Origin of the sequence: Candidatus Seribacter sulfatis (assembly GCF_964187635.1) — a bacterium.
Lineage (GTDB): Bacteria > Verrucomicrobiota > Verrucomicrobiia > Opitutales > Seribacteraceae > Seribacter > Seribacter sulfatis.
In genome coordinates this window covers 1-20,921 of sequence record NZ_CAXLMO010000016.1, presented here as the reverse complement: position 1 = coordinate 20,921, position 20,921 = coordinate 1, and the positions used below count along the sequence as shown (strand labels likewise).

Below are 20,921 nucleotides of genomic sequence, written 5' to 3'. Positions count from 1 at the left end.
ATTTAGGTGTAGTTTCAGAACAGTCAAGCTACACAAGTTAAATGGCGTCCCGTAGGGGATTCGAACCCCTGTTGCCGGGATGAAAACCCGGTGTCCTGACCTGGCTAGACGAACGGGACAACGCTACCTACAATACTTGAAAAATGATTTTCGGCAAGATCAAATGATTTATAAGTTATAATTGTGAAGGTTTGACTTTAGACCTCATTACTCTATTCTAGGGGTTTTTTTCTAATGAAACCTACCTACAATCCATCCAAGCTGCGTCGAGCACGTAAATTTGGCTTTCGTAAACGCAACCAAACTAGTGCCGGTCGTAAAGTTTTGAGAAACAGGCGCCGTAAGGGAAGAGCCAGCCTAACTGCTTCCGTACCTCGCCGATTTCGCTAACTCAAATTCTCTTTAGTTTCTTTGAATTTAAAGGAACAATGCTATTCGCAATCAATGCGCTTGCGGAAATCTTGGCAGTTTCAATTTGTGAAAAAGAACGGAAAGAGATACCGAGATCAAGCTTTTTGGTTTCAACTAGCAAGCAATTCGGCATCCAACGAATTGCCTAAGCTAGGAATTATTGCCTCTCGCCGTTATGGTGGAGCAATTATGAGAAATCAAGCAAAGAGGAGGTTTCGGGAGATTTTTCGAAAAAACATCCATTTTTTTCCCAAAGGTTCACAGGTTGTAGTTCTGCCCAGACCTGCTTTATTTTCTTTCTCTTTTGAGGAAACCGAAAAACGAATTTTAAAAGCGATACAAAAAACAATTTTTTAAGTAATGAAAAATATTCTAATTGGTATAAGCATGCTTGTTCTCGCTTTCTACTTGTTATGGGAACAAGGAATGCAGCAGCAGGATCTCATCGATAACAGTATCGTCGCAGACGAAAATGCAAGCAGTAGAAATCAAGGTGAAACGCGAATATCCGCTCAGTTTGATCCCTCTTCTTTTTCCGAACCAGTGGCAGATCAAAATAGAAGTCTATCTGACATACCCTCATCCCCCACCCTGGTCGAGAGAGAGGAAGAATTATTTGAAGGACTTGCCAACGAATTTTCTACTCTTGTATTCACGGATCATTCAGGCGGAGTTCGAGAAGTTAAACTCAAAGAGTTTTCAAGATTAAGTCGTGACTATAACATGACGCATGTTGGAGACTCAATGCTATCGCTTTCATTTGAAGATGAGGAAGGAAGGAAGTTGCCTGGAGTACTTTCTTCTCCCCGTAAGTATGAAAAAGTGAGAAGCGACCGATCGAGCGTTGTTTACGAATGGAAATTGGCTAATTTTTTAAAAATTGAACGGATATATACCAGGGAAGATAATAGCACCTATTTATTTGATCATAAAACAATTCTCACAAATCTGAGTACCAATCCACTTGCCTTGGATCGGGTGAAAATTAATTTGGGAACGGCATTTCGAATGCCTCGCTTGTACAATCCATTTGATAATGCAGCGACTTATTTAAACGTAGGTTATTATAATGCTGGTTTAGCTCTGGCCGAGGGTTGTTCTTGTGCAGAATGTAGCGGGCGGATCGATGGAGAAAAAGAGGAATTTTTTCAGCTAAATGAAATGGGAGTAACTGGCGAGCTAGACAAACGAAAGCTATCAAAAGCTAAATGGGCATGTGTGAACAATCAGTTTTTTGTGAATATTATTCGGCCCACAAGTGATATTTCAAACGCATGGATTGGCGGTAAATCAATTCAGATTCAGGGAAATGAAGGGGAAGAAATCGAAGGCGTCAGTGGTACGATGTCATTTCCTGTTGGAATTTTAAGATCTCAAGAATCCAAGGAATTTGCACTTCATGTATATGCTGGACCCAAAGATTATGCGGGTCTTGCATCCTTAGGTCATGAACAAAAGAAAGTGATGCAGTTTGGAGTGTTTTGGTGGATATCGGAACCATTTAGTTGGGTCTTAAACAAATTGCATGGAGTTTTTGGTAGTTATGGACTGGCTATAATAGTTCTTACTATTTTAGTTAAATTAATACTTTGGCCTCTTACAGCACAAGCCACGAGATCCCAGAAAAAAATGCAGTCCTTGCAGGGGCCAATGTCAAAATTAAGGGAGAAACATAAAGGAAATTCGCAAAAGCTTAATCAAGAAATGATGAAGTTTTATAAAGAACATAAGGTGAACCCTTTTGCAGGTTGCTGGCCTATCCTTATCCAAATCCCAATTTTCCTCGGTATGTTCTGGATGCTACGATCAGCGGCAGAGCTATACGGGCAGAGCTTTCTGTGGGCTAATGATTTATCCGAACAGGATCATGTCGCTCAAGTGCAAGGATTTTCATTAAATGTATTGCCCATTTTAATGGTGATTACTCAGTGGTTTCAAATGAAATTAAATCCTATGCAAATGGGACCTGAATTAAGTGATGCCCAACGAATAAATGCAAAAATGATGAGGTTCATGCCTTTCATGTTTCTAATATTTCTCTACTTCTTCTCCTCTGCATTGGTTCTTTATTGGACTATTCAAAATTTGATGACCATTCTTCAAACCTTGATTACTAAGAAGGTACCTGAACCAATCGCTGTAGTTGAGAGTTCGGATGACAATACTAAGGAAATTGCAGAAAATTCTCGTACCAGAGACGAGGTAACAGATAAAGAGAAGAGTTACCGAAATTTACTTGGATTAAAAAGCAGAGGTTCGATCGATCCCAAGATTTTGGAAAGAAATTACAAGCAAAGAGCAGATAATTATAGCGAATCTAGATTGGAAGAAATGAGTGCAAGTAAAAGAAGAATTGCTTTGGATAAAAAACAAAGATTAGAACAAGCCCACCAATTTCTATCTGATCTTGTAAATAAGTGAACTTGACAAATACTTGATTCCTTCTTTTCCCTCTTAGTATATGTCAGGACACAGTAAATGGGCGACCACTAAGCGACACAAAGCCTCGGTCGATGCGAAACGAGGTAAAATCTTTAGTGTTGTTAGTAAGGAAATTACTTTAGCGGCAAGAGATGGTGGAAAAGATCCGGAGTTTAACCCACGCTTGCGGACTTTGATTACTAAAGCAAAGCAGTCCAATATGCCTGCCGATAACATCGACCGTGCAATTAAAAAAGGAACTGGTGAATTGGGGGGAATCATTATCGAAGAACTCCTTTATGAAGGATATGCACCAGGTGGTGTAGGATTAATTGTTGAAGTTACGACCGATAATAAAAATCGATCTGCATCGGAAGTGCGTAGTACTTTTTCAAAAGCGGGAGGAAATTTAGCAGGTGCAGGTGCTCTTGCGTTCAATTTTAAAAGAAAAGGCCAGTTTCTTTTAGCGAAAGAAAAGATCGGAGAAGATGACCTTACAGAATTAGCATTAGAAAACGATGCCGAAGATGTAATTGTGGAGGAAGAACATTACGAAGTGATTTGTGAAACTGCCCTGTATGATCAAATCGCAGAGGCGTTATCAAATGCGGAAATTTCTCCCGATTCTTCCGAGCTCGCCTACCTGCCCAATAATTTAGTTCAGGTAACAGATGAAGATGTGGCCCGAAAAATATTGAAGTTAGTGGATAATTTGGAAGAACTAGAAGATGTGAAAGCAGTGCACGGTAATTATGACATAGATGGTGCTTTGCTTGAATCCTTGACCACTTAGTATCTTACTTGCGGACGGCGAAAGACTTGCCCTCCTTATAGATGAAGAAAACAGAAGATAAAATGAACACAGATGATGCGGGCGAGGTCGGTATAGTCTATCCGCAAGTATTTAAGTATAAAAATGAATTTCGTATGACTCATGGAGTCCTTGATAATTTTCAATTATATTATGAAACTTATGGGACTTTAAATGAAAGTAGAACCAATGCTATTTTAATTTGTCATGCACTTACTGGTGACCATCATGTAGCAGGAATTCACGAAGGAGCTGTGAGGAAAGGTTGGTGGAACCATGCGATAGGACCAGGCAAGGCGATTAATACAGATGAATTTTTCGTAATCTGTTCCAATTGTCTCGGTGCATGTCAAGGTTCTACCGGGCCCACTTCAATTAATCCAAAAACTCAAGAACCCTATGGAATGTCATTTCCAGATCTTACCATTAAGGACATGGTCGTCGCTCAAAGACTATTATTGGATCACTTAGAAGTTCTCTCCTTGTATTCAGTGATTGGGGGCAGTATGGGCGGGATGCAAGCCTTGCAATGGATCATTGAATTCCCTGAATTCGTGGAGAAAGCAATGATTATTGCAGCAACACCCCAACACAGTGCTCAAACAATTGCATTTAATGAGGTAGGTAGAACATCCATTAAAGGAGACCCTCGATGGAACAATGGAAATTACTCTCAAGATGCCAGACCAGAGATGGGTTTGGCAGTTGCCAGAATGATGGCCCATATTACTTATCTTTCAGACGAAGGAATGGAAGAAAAGTTCGGTCGTAATAAGATGAATCTAAGTGCGGAGGAAGCGGAAAAGCAATTTGCAGTCGAAAGTTACCTTCACCACCAAGGTTTACGGTTTGTAGACCGTTTTGATGCAAACACTTACCTAAAGCTTACAAAAGCATTAGACCATTTTGACTTGGTAGGAGAAGACGGACTTGAAAAATCTTTAGAGAACGTGCAGGCAAAGGTAATGGTAGTGGGGTTTACCACCGATTGGCTTTATACGCCTGCCCAGAATAAGTTAATATCCGAATCTTTGCAGAAGTTAAATAAACATGCGTCATACTTGGAGATCGATCACCCCCATGGACATGATTCCTTTCTCATTAACTCGGAAAATTTTCTTCGCCTAATCAGGTTGTTTTTGCAGGGTGCGGATGAAGACGAAATTGCTCGTCAAGAAATTAATAAATCCCGACATGCGATTACTCGAGCAGATGTAAAAAAAGAAGCAGACTTGAAAATAATAGGTGACTGGGTAAAAAAAGACGAAAAAGTTTTAGACTTAGGTTGTGGCCGAGGAATTCTGCTCGAAAATTTGCGCGAGACAAAGAATGTGAATGGTCTTGGCGTCGATTTTGACTGTGATAAAGCGAGTGCATGTATTTCTCGAGGTGTTGCAGTTTACCAAGGCGATATACGAAAAGCATTATCTATGCTTCCGGATAATTCTTTTGATTGGGTCGTTTTTTCCAGAATGGTTGAAGAACTGCCTGAACCTGGGCAGGTGATTTTAAATGCGCTCCGAGTTGGCAAGCGAGTTGCCGTAAGCTTTGTCAATCATGGCTATTGGAAAAATCGCCTCCATTTTTCACAATATGGCTCGAAGATAAACAATGATGTATACCGTGATAACTGGCAGAAAAGTGAGCCTAGAAATCATTTTTCAATAAGGGAGTTTGAACAATTTTGCTCAGCTCCCGAAAGTCAAAAGATCCCCTTTAAAATTGGAAGAAAAGTATTTCATCGTGGAAACTGGAAAACTACATGTAAATTACTTCCCAATCTTCGGGCTGGATTGGCTATTTACGAACTTGTCCGACTTTAACTTTATTTGCCCGAATGTTACTACTACTTTTAACTACGATTCCATCGGATCGCAGAGATATAACCCCAAGCGGAGCCAGTCAGTAATCCTCCGGCATGGGCCCAATTAGCAATCCCAAAGTTCGGTACCACGAAACATAGACAGAACCAGCCTAACATTATGAGTGCGGTTGTTTGATGGATAAATAAACCATCCCCCGGGTCAAATCTGCCTTTGATCCAAACATAGCCAAAAAGTGCATATACGACTCCGGACATTCCTCCAAATGCGGGACCTGCAAATTGAAATTGAGCAAAATTGGAAATGATGGCGGTGATTAATACAAATAGTGTTATGAACCGTGAACCTTTTCGCTTTTCAATTTGGCTTCCAAGGTCGTGCAGCCAAAACATGTTAAATAAAATGTGAAAAATTCCAAAATGTAAAAATATCGGTGTCACAACACGCCAGACTTGTCCTTCTAGTACTTCACTTAATGTTCCGTCTATTTTTTCAGAAATTAGAAATTTACTAACAATATCCTGATTTTTACCCATCCCGGACAGTAAAAATACTGCAACCGAGATTATGATAATTGAAAGAGAAACCATACCCGGCGCACGGTCTTGTTTGGCCCATTTTTCTCTTAAGTTGTAAGTTTTAAACCGTGATTTTAAATCCTGATTGATAACTGATTTGTGATTCGATTTTGGTTCTACTTTTTTCGAGCTATTAAATTTCGGGTCTTCAGGATTTAATTTAAATTTTTCGCTGAATTGAATGGCTGCAGGAATTTTTTCTTCATCAATTACCCAAATCGCCCATGCGTCGTTACCGTCCTCTTCTAAAGTCGACTCAATTTCCTCCCCCTGCAGATAATTCCAAAAACGGAGTGCAAGTTTTTCTTCCTTAAATGTAGCAATACTTCGCATGTTGAATTACTAAATAATTAATTAATAATTTGCGAGAAAATGCCGAAAAAAACCGAGTATAGTAAAACAGGACCCGCTCTAATCCATTTTTTGAATGTTTGTTTTAGAGTATTGGGCTCTTCCTAAAAGCAATTTTAACCGAGAAGGGCCAACAGGAAGGTGGAACTGCAAAGCAATCAAAAGTAATAGATTATTTGTATTCTTGGCTCAATGGTTATCCAACCCTGTTATCTTTTAGGTCCGGAGTGGCGAGTTTTCAACATCCTTGTTATGTTCGAGTCATGCATGAAATTGGGAGTAAATCCGAATGAGAGAATTCATTTTCTCAAGACGATATCTAATGTTATAAAAGTCCTAAAAGGTATTGATTGAAGTGGAGTAAATTTATTTTGGTAAATTAGTAAGTTCCAACTTTATTTGCCCTGATTGATCATAACTGGCTTTAATTGCATCAGATCTTAACTCACTTAGCATCTTTTCTTCTATCAATCGTCCGGTTAATTTTCGTAATCTTTCAAGGTGTGGATCCGATGGAATAAAGTTTTTATGATTCCAATTGAATGAACTCTTCTTTTTCTTTTTCGTTTTTTGTGTAGGACTATTTGCCTTCTCCCTATTATGAACTTTTAACAGCAGGGAATCTTTGGATTGTTTTAATGCGGTTGAAGAAACAGTTTTAATTAGTTCTGAAGCATCCTCTTTACGGTTGAGTTCAAGTAGGACTTTGGCTTGGCATAATTTAAAATAATCCCTTTCGGTTTTTGTCCTGTCAGGAAAATTATTCTCTATCTGTTTCCAAGCGATTAAAGCCCTTGATTTGTTCGAATCCGGATAGTCAAAAAAGCTCTGTGCATATCTCAACTGAAAATCAAAGTTGTTAGGTTGAAGGCTTTTTGCTTCGAAAAAGCAACGATGCATAAATGATTGGGCAGATAAATTGGTGAATATTTTTTCTGATACGAGTTCTTTCTCAAAAAGAAAGAGAAAGTTTCCAAGTTGAAAATGGTAAACTGCCTCTTGAGGGTTTAATTGAATGGTTAGGATTAAAAGTGGGAACGCATCCACAGGGCGATTTTTTTCAATTAAGAAATTTGCCAGTTGTTGTTTTACGACTGCGAGTTTTGGGTTAATTTTATCCGCTTCTAAAAAATATTCTGCTGCGTGTTCTTCTTGTCCGACCTTTCGGAGGAACTTACCAAATAATATCAAGGCATTTTCATCTCTAGGGTTTTGACTAAGGTAACTTTCATATTCAGCAACAATTTCTTGCGCATGCCTTGTCATTTCCTTTTCATTTAGTTGTGCGGACGAGTAGTTAATGAAAAACCTTTCCTGCCGGTCAATTATTTGACTTAAAATCTTTTCTGAAAAAGTAATTTCGTCTCCCATCGCAATAATTTTAACCAAAAAAATAAGACTGAATAGAAATGTTTTCCTAAGCGAAAATAAAGAGAAATGGATTTGGACTATCACGAGTAAATACATTCATTTAATATGACGGTTTTTTCAAGCTTGGAACGCTTTGTGAATATACCTATTGTTGTAAGTGATGAATATTCAAAAATGTGTCTTTAGTGCACTTATTATTTTCCATTCGTTACTGTCGGCAAAAACAGAGCGATGGAATGCGGAAACATCATATCAAAATATCATAGAAAATGCGCAGTCTGGTTCAGCATATTATCAAGGGTTGCTTGGTATATATCTAAGATCGGGTGAGGGAGGTTCCTCCGTTAACATAGAATTATCTCGAAAGTGGTCAAATGTCGCAGTTAAACAAGACCATCCTTTTGGTGCTTATAATCTAGCAAATTTAGCTATGTTGAAAGGTGATCTAGTTGCTGCCACTAGGCTCTATCAAGATGCGGCTTTAAGATTACAACGGTATGCATCTGATGGAGATCCTGTCGCGATGTATTGTATGGGGGAAATAGATTTCCAGGTAATTCCTACGAATGTTACTAGAGCATTGGGTTTATTCATGCGATCTGCAGAATTAGGCTATCCGCAAGCGCAGGCAACGATTGGTGCTCTTTATTTAAGGGGTTTACCTGGACTGTTAGACAGAAATACGGATAAGGGAATCAATCTTTTATCAAAAGCGGTACGTGCAAAATCTTTAACTGCTCGTTTTAATCTAGGTATGGCATATTATAATGGTGATGGTGTCGAAAAAAATGCTTACAAAGCATCTCAGTGGTTAAGGTTGGCAGTAAAACAAAATTTTTCGGAGGCCCAGTATTCATTGGGTTTACTTTTATTGGATGGCGGGGATGGAATTAATAAAAATACAACTGAAGGCTTGAAGCTCCTCCAGGATGCCGCTGCTCAAAATCATCAACTTGCCAAAAAATACTTGCAAAAGAGAGGAGCCCCACCCGAGCAAATTACCAATTTAGTCGATTCCAGTCCTGACTTGGATTTAGGGCAAGATCAGCCAATTTTAGATGATCTCGCACGAATGGATCAGGCTCGAAAGTATTACACTGGAGTGGGGGTTACTCGGAATTATGATAAAGCCTACAAACTTTTCTTTCCTCTTGCACAGGGAGGCAATGCGGAGGCAGCAAGATTTATAGGTTTGATGAAGTTAGGAGGAAAAGGTACCGATAAAAATCTTAAATTAGCGAAAGAGTGGCTCTCGGTTGCCTCCCAGAAAGGGGATAAAATTTCTCAGAAATTGCTGTCTTCATACAAATCACTCTTCTAATCCATTGCCGAGACAAGGTGACTCGATAGTTTTGCCCGCCCTTGCGGTGGGACATTTTGGCTCTTCTTGTCTCTTGTCGATATATGTAAGTTTCTGTTCACCTTATCTTTAATGTTTATTTATATTGGTATTTAGTAAGCATCAATCTAGATAATTACTCACCAATAAATCCTATACAAATAATAAACAAACTAGATTCGACTTCCCTCAGCGATGTAATCGATTCCCTTTTCAATACTTTTGACCGAGGGTTTGAAAGGGTAAACAGAAGGGAGGCAATTGGCTATAATGGAGTCGGATTATAAAGAACATGATTCGACGCTTACGATTGAGGTTTGTGTGCCCGTTTTTACAAAGGAAGGAATTCAACTTCTTTGTGGATGAAAAATTATAAATTGGGAAGCATCAGTTGATGATCATAAAAAGTCCACTTCCTCCATTCTGAAATTTAATACGCGTAGATTTGAAATTTCTAAATTATATAATATTTCTAAATTATCATTTAGGTTCAGTAATGGGATCTTGGAAATTAACCTACCTAAAAAACTCTACCTAAGCCGAAAATAGTTAGAATTGATTAAATGAAAATAATACCTTTTTTACTGTTGAAAATTTTGTATGATTAATAAATTTTGAGGGATGAATGAACTGTCAGATTTGCCAATTTTTAAGGCTTTTAATGAAATTAAAGATGCTTTTCATTCGAGCCCAAGCTTGGTTTTAAAATCGCCCACTGGTTCTGGGAAATCTATTGGATTGCCACTGCTCCTTTTAAAAGAAAATTTAGTTCAGGGACAAATTTTAGTCGTTCAGCCAAGGCGGATAGCAGCTCGTTTATTGGCCCGACGTGTTGCGGGAATAATGGGATCTGAAATCGGAGACTCTGTAGGATATCAAGTTCGTTTTGAGAATAAGACTTCGAGAGATACTAAAATTATATATTTAACAGATGGTGTATTATTTAGAAAAATTTTAAGCGATCCACTTTTATCTCGTGTTGGACTAGTAATATTTGATGAATTTCATGAGCGAAGTTTACAAATGGATACTTCGTTAGCTCTGCTGCGTGAATTACAGAATACAGAAAGGCCATCCATTAAACTCGTGGTTACATCTGCTACGCTATCATTAGAGCAAGTTACCCAATACTTACCCAAAAGTAAATCGCTTGAGTTATCATTTAGAAATTACCCAGTTGAGATTGAATACCGCTCAATGCAATTGAATGAAGTTATTTGGAAGCGAGTCACATTTGAGTTAAGAAAATGTTTAATCAATCATGACGGGGATGTTTTAATTTTCGCTTCAGGTGCGTTTGAGATTTCTAGAATAATTCAAGAGATAAAATCGGCACCATGGGCAAAGTCACTTTTGGTTCGACCACTTTATGGTGATATGAGAATTGAGGATCAAGAATTTGCCCTTAAAAAAACCGCGGAAAGAAAAATTATTGTCAGTACTAACATTGCTGAGACTTCATTAACTGTCGAGGGAGTCCGCATTGTAATTGACACTGGAGTTGCTAAAAGATCGAGCTTTGATCCCGTTCGAGGGGTTAATGTTTTACTGGCCCAAAAAATAAGTAAAAGTGCGGCGGATCAAAGAGCAGGACGAGCGGGTAGAATGTCATCGGGTTACTGCTTGCGGTTATGGGGTGAGAAGGAGCATGAAAACCGTGAGAATGAAGAGGTTCCCGCAATAAAAAGGTTAGATTTATCTGAAATTTATTTAAATTTATGTACTATTGAGAAAAACCCGATTTCACTATGTTGGCTGGATAAGCCATCAGTTGAATCCTTGGATCGAGCTCGTAGTACCTTACATGCGCTTGGGGCGTTATGTTCGAATTCACTCATTACAGATAAAGGACGAGAAATTTGTAAATTTCCAGTTAATCCAAAACTTGGGATGGCGTTATTATTAGCCAAGGATTTGGGTTGTCTCCCTGCGTTTGCACTCGCCTTAGCATTAATTGAAGACAGAAGCCCTATTATTCATAAGGAATTTAACCAACAGATCGTAGATTCGTTTTTATCTAAAACTTTTGCTGAGAAACATTCCAACGAATTGGATTCTGACTTAAGGTTATTACTGGGCGTATGGTTATATGCCAAGGAAGAGGAATTTTCGGTTGACCGATGTAAGTATGTTGGAATCCATGCTCTTAGGTGTAGGGAAGCGGAAAAATTGGCTTTTCGGTTTTGCAAAATAGCGGGGTTGAATTCCTTTCATTTTGAATTTCCGAAAATGAGAGATTTTGCAGAGGTTTTCCTCGTTGCCTTCCCAGATCATCTTGCTCGATTAAAGAGTAGAGGGACTGGGATGTACGAAAGTATTAATGGAATCCATTTACATGTAAGTAAATTTTCAGAAGTACAAAAAGCAGAATGGGTCATAGCTCTTCGTTTAGTGGAAAAGGCCCTTAAGGGAAAAATTGGGCTAGAAATGGAACATGTAACTGAGTTGAATGACCAAATTGTAAAAGATGTCTTAAGAACAAGGGTAATAAGTGGTGAGGAGGTCGCATTGCACTCCGATACTAGGCAAGTTATTCGAAGAGAGTATGATCAAATTGGAACGATTAAATTCAATGTTAAAGAAAGAGAAGGCGAGGGAAAAGAAGACTTTCAAAATGCTTACTCAACTGAGCTTAAGGCCGGTAATCTTAGTTTAAAAAAGTGGGATAATCAAGTGGACCACTTTGTCTCCAAAATTTCATTCCTCTGTACTCATTATCCAGAATATAATGTACCTCAATTTAGTTCAGACCTGAGGCATTTATTATTTGAAGAAATTTGTAAAGATGCAAAAAGTTGGAAAGAAATAAGAAATAGAGAAGTCCTGCCTGTTTTACAAAAACTCTATTCCATTGAAGAACTTGATTTGTTGGAGCAGGCAACACCCTCTACATTCTCTTTGAATAATGGAAAAAGACCATACCGTATCACTTATGAGGGCAGTCATGCAGTGATGCGGGTCAAATTGCAGGACTTATATGATATCTCAAAGCAGCCTCGGGTAGTTTTTGAAAAACATAGAGTTACTCTCCATATCTTAGCCCCCAATGAGAGGTGCGTTCAAGTGACAAACAATATTAATGAATTTTGGCTAGGTTCATACCTAGAAATTAAGAAAGAATTAGCGGGGCGATATCCTAAGCATGAATGGCGTTAATAATTTTGTCTAAATAAGGATGTATTGGAAATTTTTGAAATGGACCTTCGGCATAAAGCCAACATTTAAGAATGGAAAAGAAAACGGAGAATATGGTGAATGGCTCGGGAGAAAATATTTAAAGAAAAAAGGCTTCGTGGTCCTTTATTCAAATTGGCGAAGTTTACGAGACCGAAGAAATGAAATTGATTTAATCTGTATGGATCAAGAAATGTTAGTTTTTGTTGAGGTAAGAGCGAGGTCAGAAAACTCTTTTACCACAGGGTTTGAGTCGCTAAACAAAAGAAAAAGAACCGCTTTATTACGCTCCTTCAAAGCCTATCTTAGAGAAATGCAGGATTGTCCCCCTTCTTACCGGTTTGACGTGGTAGAAATTGATTTACCTATGTCAGGCAATAAAAATGTGAAAGTTTTTCATCATGAAAATATTGCCATCTTCCACGAGTCCTTGCATTAAAGATATATCTTAAAATGATAAACACTTCTACAACCGACTCTAAAACCTCATTAAATAGAAAAACGCCCCCGACGATTATTATAATCTTTGGTGCTTCTGGAGACTTGACTGCACGGAAGCTAGCCCCTGCTATTTTTAACTTGTCCAAAGATAATTTATTACCAAAGAAATGCTTTTTAATTGGGTATGGTAGGTCCGCGATAAGTGATGAATCATTTAAAAATGAAATTAAGGAAGCCCTAGACGCTCACTCGAGGAGAAAAATTGAGGCATCTACTTGGAATACATTAGAAAAGAATCTTATTTTTCACGCAGGAGCTTATGATGATTTAAATAGTTTTCTAACTTTAGAGAAAAAGATTTCGAAGATTGAGAAACAAATTGATTGCAAAGCACAGTGCCTTTTTTATGTGTCCACTCCACCGGGCGTCTTTATGCCGATTTTGGAAAACCTCGGAGAAAGCGGATTAGCGAAGAGGCACCGTGGTACAGAAACAGCATCCAAGGTAATTATTGAAAAACCTTTTGGGAGGAATTTACAATCGGCTCATGAATTGAACCAGGTTATTAATAAACGATTTGATGAATCCCAAGTATTTCGAATCGACCATTATCTTGGAAAAGAGACCGTGCAAAGCTTGCTTGTTCAGCGATTTGCGAATTCAATTTTTGAACCAGTTTGGAATCGTAATTATGTATCGAGCGTACAAATTACGGTTTCGGAAGACATAGGAGTTGGAAATCGTGGTGGGTACTATGATAAAAGTGGTGCACTACGAGATATGATTCAAAACCATGTGATGCAATTGCTTGCATTAACTGCCATGGAACCGCCTTCATCCCTGGATCCTGAATCAATTCGTGACGAAAAAGTAAAAGCCCTAAAAGCCCTAAAACCATTGGCTATTGAAGGGGAAAGCCCGGATGTAGTTCGTGCTTCTTATGCGGCCGGTCTAGTAGGAGGCTTACCGACGAAAGCCTATCTCGATGAAGAGGGCATCCCTCAAGATTCTGGTACAGAGACCTATGCGGCAATGAGGTTGTATTTAGATAATTGGAGGTGGAAGGGCGTTCCGTTTTATTTGCGTTCAGGAAAGAGACTGGCAATGAAAGCAAGTGAAATTGTTGTTCAGTTTACTAGACCTCCTGCCATATTATTTGGTCAAGATTCCCGACTAAAGGTTTCGCCAAATTTACTGGTCATTCGAATTCAACCCAATGAAGGAGTCACATTATATCTAAATTCAAAAACGCCAGGATTAGAAACAAAACTTCAGCCAATTAAACTTGCATTTGGCTATGAAACGACTTTTGGTTCAGATACACCAGAGGCTTACGAAAGGCTTATTCTCGACGCCTTGAATGGTGACGGAACTCTTTTTATTCGTGGCGACGAAGCGGAAATGTCCTGGGGACTGCTTTCCCCTGTTCTCGACTATTGGGATAGTCAGGGCCGACAAGGCTTGGAAAGCTACGCCTCAGGAACTTGGGGGCCTTTGGCGGCAGATAAACTTTTACTTGGAAGTGGACACGAATGGATAACGGGAAGAAGTTATGATTAAAATGAAATATTATTCTTATTTTTGTATGATCGCGCTACTAATTAACGCTGGTTGTTTGCGTCAAGAGGAAGCCTCGATTAAAACTGACTTAGAGGAGGTTGAATTAGATATTATTAAAAAGGTAAATATGGAAACAATTGTTTTAGGTGGAGGATGTTTTTGGTGTACGGAAGCAGTTTTTGAAAAACTAGATGGGATCAAGGATGTAATTTCTGGATATGCTGGAGGTGAGATTTTGAATCCAACCTATAAGCAAATCTGTACTGGAAATACAGGTCATGCTGAAGTAATAAAGATAACATTCGATCCCGCCGTTATCAGCTTTACTGCAGTACTTGATATCTTTGGAGATTGCCATGATCCGACAACATTGAATCGTCAGGGCGCAGATGTTGGTACCCAATACCGGTCTACTATAATGTACCTCTCTGATAAGCAGAAAGAATTGGCAATTCAATGGAAAGAGAAACTTAGTAAAAAATTAGAAGACCCTGTTGTTACCGAAATCGTAGCTGTACCCGTCTTTTATTCTGCAGAAGAGTACCACCAAGATTATTACAGGAAGAATCCGAATGAGGGTTATTGTAATTTTGTGATTAGACCTAAGTTAAAGAAGCTTAATTTAGAGTAAGCTATTTCTACTAATTATCTTATTTATTTAATTAGGCTTCGAACTTACGGCATTCCCCTGTTGTTCAATTAAAAAGCTTCACCAAGGGGTATTTTGCCATGTCGGATATCAATGGTTTTGTAAACATTACGAATCTGCACATGGGTTCCGAACCGGATTACGTTTTCCAATTCAAAGTTGGAAAAATGAATAACTCCCAAGCTGAAGCTACTTCATCTTAAAGACTAAAAACCAAGCCAGATTGGAGGAGGTTATTATGGCTATGGAAACGAATATGGGATCTCAGGGCCGAGTTATAAGCTGTTTTATTAGTAATCTGCCCCCTAATTAGAAAATCTTTCTTCGATTAGGGTTATCAATATAGATCCGGACTTAATGTAAGTAAAAAAAGTTTGATTTTTTGAACCCAAAATCAAACAACGGACGAATACACATGTATTGTCATAAATTTTGACATACAATTTAAACCTTTAAAAAATAATACTATCTGTAACTTCTCTTCTAATCATGGGCACCCAATTAATTGGTGCTCCCCCAAAAGACGCCGTCGAAACAGCAGTGGAAGCAGGAAGTTTTAAACCTCTAGTTAGTGCTGAATTTTTTTAGATTACATGAGTATAGCAAAAAAAGAATAAAAAAACGTAACTTTGTGAGGTTCAAAAATAAAATTAAAACATAAAAATAGAGGTATCAAAACCCATTGAAGTATTTCACCAATTTAAATTTAGATAATCAGCCTAATTTAGTTTAATCAGGAATTCTTAAAAATCTTTTTTTGGTTTATTCTAACTAAAAAATTAAAATGAACCTTTGATATATGGGTATCGATAAATTACTTTAGTAAATACTTAATAAGAATAATTTATTATGATTTTACTAAATATTTTATCTCCCTTCAGCAGGTTATTTTAAATTTAAAGAAAAACCTATTGTAAAAAAGGCAAAATATATTATGGTGGGAAAAAGTTTCTGTAATGATAAACACAAAATTAGCTTTATTGACATTGTCAATTTTAACATAAATGAAAAATTTTCAGCAAAATAGTCTTAGTAATACAAAATTTTTACATAATTGGTTTGAGAATCAAAACTCTAGTGCAGCGCAGTTGAGTTTGATTTTCGAGAACATACCGGGAGTCTCCTTTTTTATAAAAGATTTAAACCACAGACTCATATTTGTGAATGAGAGTCTATTATTACGTTTTGGGTTAGAATCGGAGAAGGACTTAGAGGGCAAAACGGATTTTGATCTATTTCCTCCTCGTCTTGCTGAACATTTCAGGAGGGAGGATCGCTTAGTTTTCGAGACCAAAAAACCGAGGTTAAATATTCTCGAGTTGTTTTTCAACAAACAAGGATTACCAGGTTGGTGTCTTACGAATAAATACCCAATGTTTGATACTGATGGAAATGTTACCGGAATTATGGGAACTGTGCGTCCCCACGATGATGGAGAACTTAAATGGGAACGTGAGGATGGTATTGGCCGTGCTGTTGGTCTAATTCGCCAAAAATTCAGGAAGGATCTTGCTATAGCAGACCTAGTTAAGGAATCTGAATTAAACCATCGTAAATTGCATCGTGGTTTTATTGAACTTTTTGGAATAGCACCGATGCAGTTTATTACCCGAACTCGTATCGAAGCTGCTTGCGATGACTTGCTTACGACTAACAAAAAGCTTGTTGTGATTGCGAAAGAAAATGGTTTTTACGACCAAAGTTCCTTTACGCAACATTTTCGCCGTCAAATGAAGGTGACTCCGCTTAAATATCGTAAACAAAAAGGTTTCGCTTAAGGACTGAAATATTTTATATGCCAGTAGGAAATATTCTGATCCTGCGTATATAAACTTCAGAATTTTTTTCTGCGAGTTCCCACCAATATTCTTGAGGGGACATGCCTTTAGGGGTTGGGATTAATCCTTCTTCATAAGCTGAAATGGCGGATGCCCCTTCAATTGTCATTACCCGGAGCATAACATCAATAACTTCAGGGAAAGAATAAAGGCGATTTGGTTTTCCTGAATCTCTGTAGTTGGGATTGCTTGTAGCTAAATATTCATACGGGGGAGTACCGCCTCCACTTGATGCATTAACATCTGGAAAAATTTGTTTTAAATTTCCAGTACCAAAACTATTTTTCTCAATTAGGTAGGCTCTAATTCCAAAATCTATAATATTGGAAGCAAGTGAAAAGTCGGTAGAGGCTCCATCAGCTCCATCCATAATAGGGTTTTTGATATTTCCTGGTGTACGAACCCCATTGGAAGTTTGAATGTAGGAACCAGAATTAGGGTGCAGATTATAGCCTGCGTTAAATGTTTGTACTGCAGATACATCAGATCTAAATATCTGATATCGAGGACGGGAAGTCGAAGATGCTGTTAAGCCATGCCGTACAATTTGGTAAGAAATTGCTCGTGCACCTCCTGTGTTAGTTGAATCGGGGTCAAGCTCAGGAGCTATGGTAAAAAAGCGAAAAAAAGTACCCGCCATTCCGAATCGAGAATTGATCAGAGAAATTTGATTGTTCGCATCGGAGATTGGATCATTGGGACCATCTGACCAGTCATTGGGAGTTATTCTAAGAGATTCATTCGTTGGTTTTGGTACTTTTGCTTCCTTCCATGAACCGCTAGTAGTTGAATCTTCCAGGACTGTTGCTGCCATCCAAACATTTCCGTCGTTTCGGTAGACGGCACAATGTAGGTCTTCCTGAATCCGATCTAAGATAAACTGCGCAACTTGATTTGTTTCTAGATCTCCGGATGCCTGTGTTTGAGTTCTGACCACTTGAGATGTTATATTGAGTAACATTCCTGCAAGAAGTGCAGTCACTGAAACCGCGACGAGTAACTCAAGAACAGTGAATCCAGATTTGGAAGATCGATGTACAGACATTTTAATAAGACTTAAAATGTAGAGTTGAAAATTTATTTATGCAAGGAGAGAGAAATTTTGATAGTTTAATTTATAATCCCCAGGGATTGTCCCATTTTTGCGTAAAGTTCTATTCCGCTTGTGGTCGATTCTATTAAATCGTCTGCAAGCGAAACGGCGTCCTTTTCAAAGAGAGTTAAAACAGATGAGCCCCCAAAAAGAAAGTATCCGTATTCCTCTCCTTTAGTAATATTCGCTGGTAATGTGGATGTAATCTTTACTGAACCCACGCAGGTTGCCCCTACCAGAAAGGATGCAACTTTACCCCCATTTGAACTTTCAATAAAGGAAAGATACCTTTTATTTTGCCAAAAGATTCCAATGTTTTTTCTAAGTGCAATTGGGTTTACTGAATAGAGTGAGCCGTTAATTAATTGTGGAATGGAAGAAATTCCTGCAACAGGAAAATGAAAACGATGGTAGTCAACTGGACACAAGCGACTAATGACCATTGAACCTTCCCGGTATGGTCTTGCTAATTCATCTGATTCAAAGAGTGCCGGTAAGTCAAATTGTTGACCTTTGACAAAAATGCTTTCAATTTTAGACAAGTTTTGGATTCCTGAATGTCTGCCATCAGCTGGAAATATAACTGAACCTTCGTTTGGATCAATCGGTCTAGCGTTATTGGTCAGTTGCCGGCTGAAAAATTCATTAAATGTTTTATATTCACTCGGCTTTTTAAGAAATTCATCTTCATTCAATCCAAATTTCTTGATAAAGGGGGTAATCTTATTTTTACTAGTTGGATTGTCCATCCTGTGCCCATACCATTTTGAAAACCAAGCACGTTTTATGGCAACCCACAGAGGAATTTTGCCGAAGGGAGTCCCATAAATCAAAGACAACCAATTTTCTCCGTACACTTTCTCTGATTCAACGCAACCTGAATCGCGGTTTAAAAATTTGATATCCTCGATCATTGATCGTGGGAAAGTGGCCTCTCATTGACCACAGAAAATTAACCTTTTTCTATTTTACCCGCTTTGATCGCTTTAACCGATACCCACATCCGTTTAACCTGGCCACTCGCCAACTTAACGCGAATCCGCTGAACATTAGGTCGGAAAGTTCGCTTGTTGTTTTTGACCAACTGCAAACCGATTCCTCCAGCTTTTTTGCTGACACCTTTATGAATGATTCGTCCGCCTACTTTTGGACGCTTACCTGTTATTGCACATACTCTAGCCATGGGTATAAATAGATTAAAGATTTCTATAATGTAGGATTAAACTTTATCTGACAAGTTCAATCATCTAATGGAGTAAATTATTGCAGCTAGTGAGGTCTAATATTTTAATGATTTAATTTTACTCTTTAGTCTTCTGAAGGACGGTTTCATTGTCCTTTTGCTCAAGAAAAAACGCCCGAACGCCTGGCTTTTTTTCTAAGAATGGAATTCCCTCTTTTGATCCAAGAACTAGAGATGCGGATGCAAGAGAGTCCGCTTGGGTGGCGTTGGGAGCAATTACAGTGACCTGTGCCATGGTTGTAAGGCCGATTCCAGTTTTAGGATTGATCAAGTGAGAGTATGTATTTCCTGAAAAGGTTATTGATTGTTCTAAATCGCCAGAGGTTGCAATTGCAACATTCGCAAGTACAAGATTTGGTAAATCGGGGTGTTTTTTACCGCCAATTGATATTTTCCATCCCGCTTTTCCTCGAGGGGGGTTTCCTAATAAAATATCACCACCCGCATCTATCAAAAATCGGGTTACATTCTGTTCCATTAAAATAGTAAACATTCGATCGGCTGCATAGCCTTTTGCAATTCCGCCAAGGTCTAGAACCATTCCACTCTTTAATAAAAGTGCTTCTTTACGACCATAGTCTAACTTGAGATTTTGATACCCCATTCTCTCTTGTGCATTCGATCGTTTTTCATTCGTGGGAAGAACTTTTTTAAATCGGGCAATTCTCCATAATCTCGATAATGGTCCAATTGTGATATCAAATGCACCCTCAGTTTCAACTGCGAGCTCTTGGCTACATGCTAATACATAAAATAAATCATCAGAAACGGAGAAAGAATCAGGAGAACCTGAATTTTGAGAAAGGATCGAAAGCTCGCTGTTGCTATTATAATCGCTTAATATTTTATCCAAACGGTGGGCTTCCTTAAACGCGCTTTGGGCAGCAGTGTTAGAAAGTAGAATATTTTGTTCGTCGATTAATAAATTAAATTTTGTCCCCATGCAGGTTTGACTATATTTTCTATACTCAGAATTTGCTTTTTCATTGGCACACAAAGAGGACTTCAGGAAAAGAAAAATGAATAGCAGTAAGGAAAATATTTTCATTTGATTACAAATTAATATCTTAAAAAGCTTTTCTTGCCCAAAGAATTTTGGGATAAAGGAAGATTGTTAATACATTATCTATTACCATACCACACTATGCATCAGTTATACTTTAGCACCCTATTACTTTTATCATTGGGATTTATAATGCCTCTGTCTCACGCGGAAATTGAATTTGTTCGAGATGTAAAACCTATTTTAGAGCATAATTGTGTGAGCTGTCACCGTGAGGGAAATGTAAAAGGGAAAGTAAGATTGGATACCAAAGAAGCCGCTTTTGCAGGTGACGATGTTATCGTTCCGGGAAAACCTGATGATAGCTCTCTCTACTGGACGACAACCCTGCCTTCTGATGATGAATTGGTAATGCCTCCATTCAAGCATGAGGACAAAGACTATCCACTCCGCGATCAAGAGAAGGAAATTTTAAAAAAATGGATATTGGCCGGTGCAAATTGGCCCGATGAAGAGGTTCTTGTACCCCTTAAAAGATTACCAAAGACAGTGACTTTTGTTGACAACATTCAATCTATTTTGGAACAAAATTGTGTTGCTTGTCACTACGAAGGAAAAGTGAAAGGCGAATTAAGGTTAGATAGTTTCGAGCATGCCTTTGCTTCCGATTATGTTATTGTTCCCGGCCAGCCTTTAGAGAGTGATCTTTGGGTATTATGCACTTTACCGCAAGACGATGAGATGTTTATGCCCCCCGAAGGAAATGATCCATTGTCTTCAACTGACTTATTTATGCTCCGCAGGTGGATTGAAGA

At 38.4% G+C, this 20,921-nt stretch carries 18 protein-coding genes and 1 tRNA gene; 12 read left to right on the top strand and 7 right to left on the bottom strand.

From position 1 onward, the window contains the following. Nucleotides 1-42: 42 nt before the first annotated feature. Nucleotides 43-119, bottom strand: a tRNA-Glu gene (locus ACKPQ5_RS02250). Nucleotides 120-234: 115 nt separating this feature from the next. On the opposite strand from ACKPQ5_RS02250, the gene rpmH reads away from it, so the two are divergent. From rpmH to metX, 5 genes are read left to right on the top strand one after another with little or no spacing between them, the layout of a single operon-like run. Next, nucleotides 235-390 carry a 50S ribosomal protein L34 gene (gene rpmH, locus ACKPQ5_RS02245; RefSeq protein WP_407677466.1) on the top strand — a complete coding sequence of 52 codons (156 nt, stop codon included), beginning with the start codon at nt 235-237 and terminating at the stop codon, nt 388-390. A gap of 54 nt (nt 391-444) precedes the next feature. Then, nucleotides 445-768, top strand: a complete 324-nt coding sequence (gene rnpA, locus ACKPQ5_RS02240) for a ribonuclease P protein component (protein ID WP_407677465.1) — start codon at nt 445-447, stop codon at nt 766-768. A 3-nt stretch (nt 769-771) separates the two neighbouring features. Then, the gene (locus ACKPQ5_RS02235) at nt 772-2,832 is read left to right on the top strand and encodes a YidC/Oxa1 family insertase periplasmic-domain containing protein (protein ID WP_407677464.1); all 2,061 of its coding nucleotides are present in this window, start codon (nt 772-774) and stop codon (nt 2,830-2,832) included. A gap of 40 nt (nt 2,833-2,872) precedes the next feature. Continuing rightward, nucleotides 2,873-3,625: a YebC/PmpR family DNA-binding transcriptional regulator gene (locus ACKPQ5_RS02230; RefSeq protein ID WP_407677463.1), complete on the top strand. Its 753-nt coding sequence runs from the start codon at nt 2,873-2,875 to the stop codon at nt 3,623-3,625. Nucleotides 3,626-3,666: 41 nt separating this feature from the next. Beyond that, complete coding sequence (gene metX, locus ACKPQ5_RS02225) at nt 3,667-5,466, top strand: homoserine O-acetyltransferase MetX (protein ID WP_407677462.1); 1,800 nt, start codon at nt 3,667-3,669, stop codon at nt 5,464-5,466. A 29-nt stretch (nt 5,467-5,495) separates the two neighbouring features. Here metX and ACKPQ5_RS02220 read toward each other — a convergent pair whose 3' ends face one another. Further along, the gene (locus tag ACKPQ5_RS02220; protein WP_407677461.1) at nt 5,496-6,377 is read right to left on the bottom strand and encodes a rhomboid family intramembrane serine protease; all 882 of its coding nucleotides are present in this window, start codon (nt 6,375-6,377) and stop codon (nt 5,496-5,498) included. Nucleotides 6,378-6,761: 384 nt separating this feature from the next. Continuing rightward, nucleotides 6,762-7,784: a tetratricopeptide repeat protein gene (locus ACKPQ5_RS02215; protein WP_407677460.1), complete on the bottom strand. Its 1,023-nt coding sequence runs from the start codon at nt 7,782-7,784 to the stop codon at nt 6,762-6,764. Between the two features lie 142 nt (nt 7,785-7,926). Here ACKPQ5_RS02215 and ACKPQ5_RS02210 point away from each other — a divergent pair, with 142 nt between their 5' ends. From ACKPQ5_RS02210 to ACKPQ5_RS02185, 6 genes are all read left to right on the top strand, one after another. Beyond that, nucleotides 7,927-9,087, top strand: a complete 1,161-nt coding sequence (locus ACKPQ5_RS02210; RefSeq protein ID WP_407677459.1) for a tetratricopeptide repeat protein — start codon at nt 7,927-7,929, stop codon at nt 9,085-9,087. A 639-nt stretch (nt 9,088-9,726) separates the two neighbouring features. After that, nucleotides 9,727-12,261 (top strand): ATP-dependent helicase HrpB, encoded by a 2,535-nt coding sequence (gene hrpB, locus ACKPQ5_RS02205; protein ID WP_407677458.1) that lies wholly within the window; start codon nt 9,727-9,729, stop codon nt 12,259-12,261. A gap of 34 nt (nt 12,262-12,295) precedes the next feature. Further along, a complete protein-coding gene (locus ACKPQ5_RS02200) occupies nt 12,296-12,718 on the top strand; it encodes a YraN family protein (protein ID WP_407677457.1) in 423 nt (140 codons plus the stop codon). 14 nt (nt 12,719-12,732) lie between these two features. Next, nucleotides 12,733-14,280, top strand: coding sequence for a glucose-6-phosphate dehydrogenase (gene zwf, locus ACKPQ5_RS02195; RefSeq protein ID WP_407677456.1), 1,548 nt, complete (start codon nt 12,733-12,735; stop codon nt 14,278-14,280). Between the two features lie 127 nt (nt 14,281-14,407). Next, a complete protein-coding gene (gene msrA, locus ACKPQ5_RS02190) occupies nt 14,408-14,911 on the top strand; it encodes a peptide-methionine (S)-S-oxide reductase MsrA (RefSeq protein ID WP_407677499.1) in 504 nt (167 codons plus the stop codon). Nucleotides 14,912-15,933: 1,022 nt separating this feature from the next. Further along, on the top strand, nt 15,934-16,707 hold the full coding sequence (locus ACKPQ5_RS02185; RefSeq protein WP_407677455.1) for a helix-turn-helix domain-containing protein: 774 nt from the start codon (nt 15,934-15,936) through the stop codon (nt 16,705-16,707). 13 nt (nt 16,708-16,720) lie between these two features. On the opposite strand, the gene ACKPQ5_RS02180 is transcribed toward ACKPQ5_RS02185, so the two are convergent. The 4 genes from ACKPQ5_RS02180 to ACKPQ5_RS02165 all read right to left on the bottom strand — a co-directional run bounded on the left by ACKPQ5_RS02180 (nt 16,721) and on the right by ACKPQ5_RS02165 (nt 20,151). Next, on the bottom strand, nt 16,721-17,812 hold the full coding sequence (locus ACKPQ5_RS02180) for a PulJ/GspJ family protein (protein ID WP_407677454.1): 1,092 nt from the start codon (nt 17,810-17,812) through the stop codon (nt 16,721-16,723). 65 nt (nt 17,813-17,877) lie between these two features. Then, the gene (gene asd / locus ACKPQ5_RS02175; protein WP_407677453.1) at nt 17,878-18,774 is read right to left on the bottom strand and encodes an archaetidylserine decarboxylase; all 897 of its coding nucleotides are present in this window, start codon (nt 18,772-18,774) and stop codon (nt 17,878-17,880) included. Nucleotides 18,775-18,812: 38 nt separating this feature from the next. Further along, nucleotides 18,813-19,043 (bottom strand): 50S ribosomal protein L28, encoded by a 231-nt coding sequence (gene rpmB / locus ACKPQ5_RS02170; protein ID WP_407677452.1) that lies wholly within the window; start codon nt 19,041-19,043, stop codon nt 18,813-18,815. A 118-nt stretch (nt 19,044-19,161) separates the two neighbouring features. After that, nucleotides 19,162-20,151, bottom strand: coding sequence for an FAD:protein FMN transferase (locus ACKPQ5_RS02165; RefSeq protein WP_407677451.1), 990 nt, complete (start codon nt 20,149-20,151; stop codon nt 19,162-19,164). A gap of 147 nt (nt 20,152-20,298) precedes the next feature. Between ACKPQ5_RS02165 and ACKPQ5_RS02160 the strand changes: the two genes are divergently transcribed. Then, nucleotides 20,299-20,921, top strand: a 623-nt coding sequence (locus ACKPQ5_RS02160; RefSeq protein WP_407677450.1) for a c-type cytochrome domain-containing protein, incomplete at its 3' end; no start/stop codon positions are given.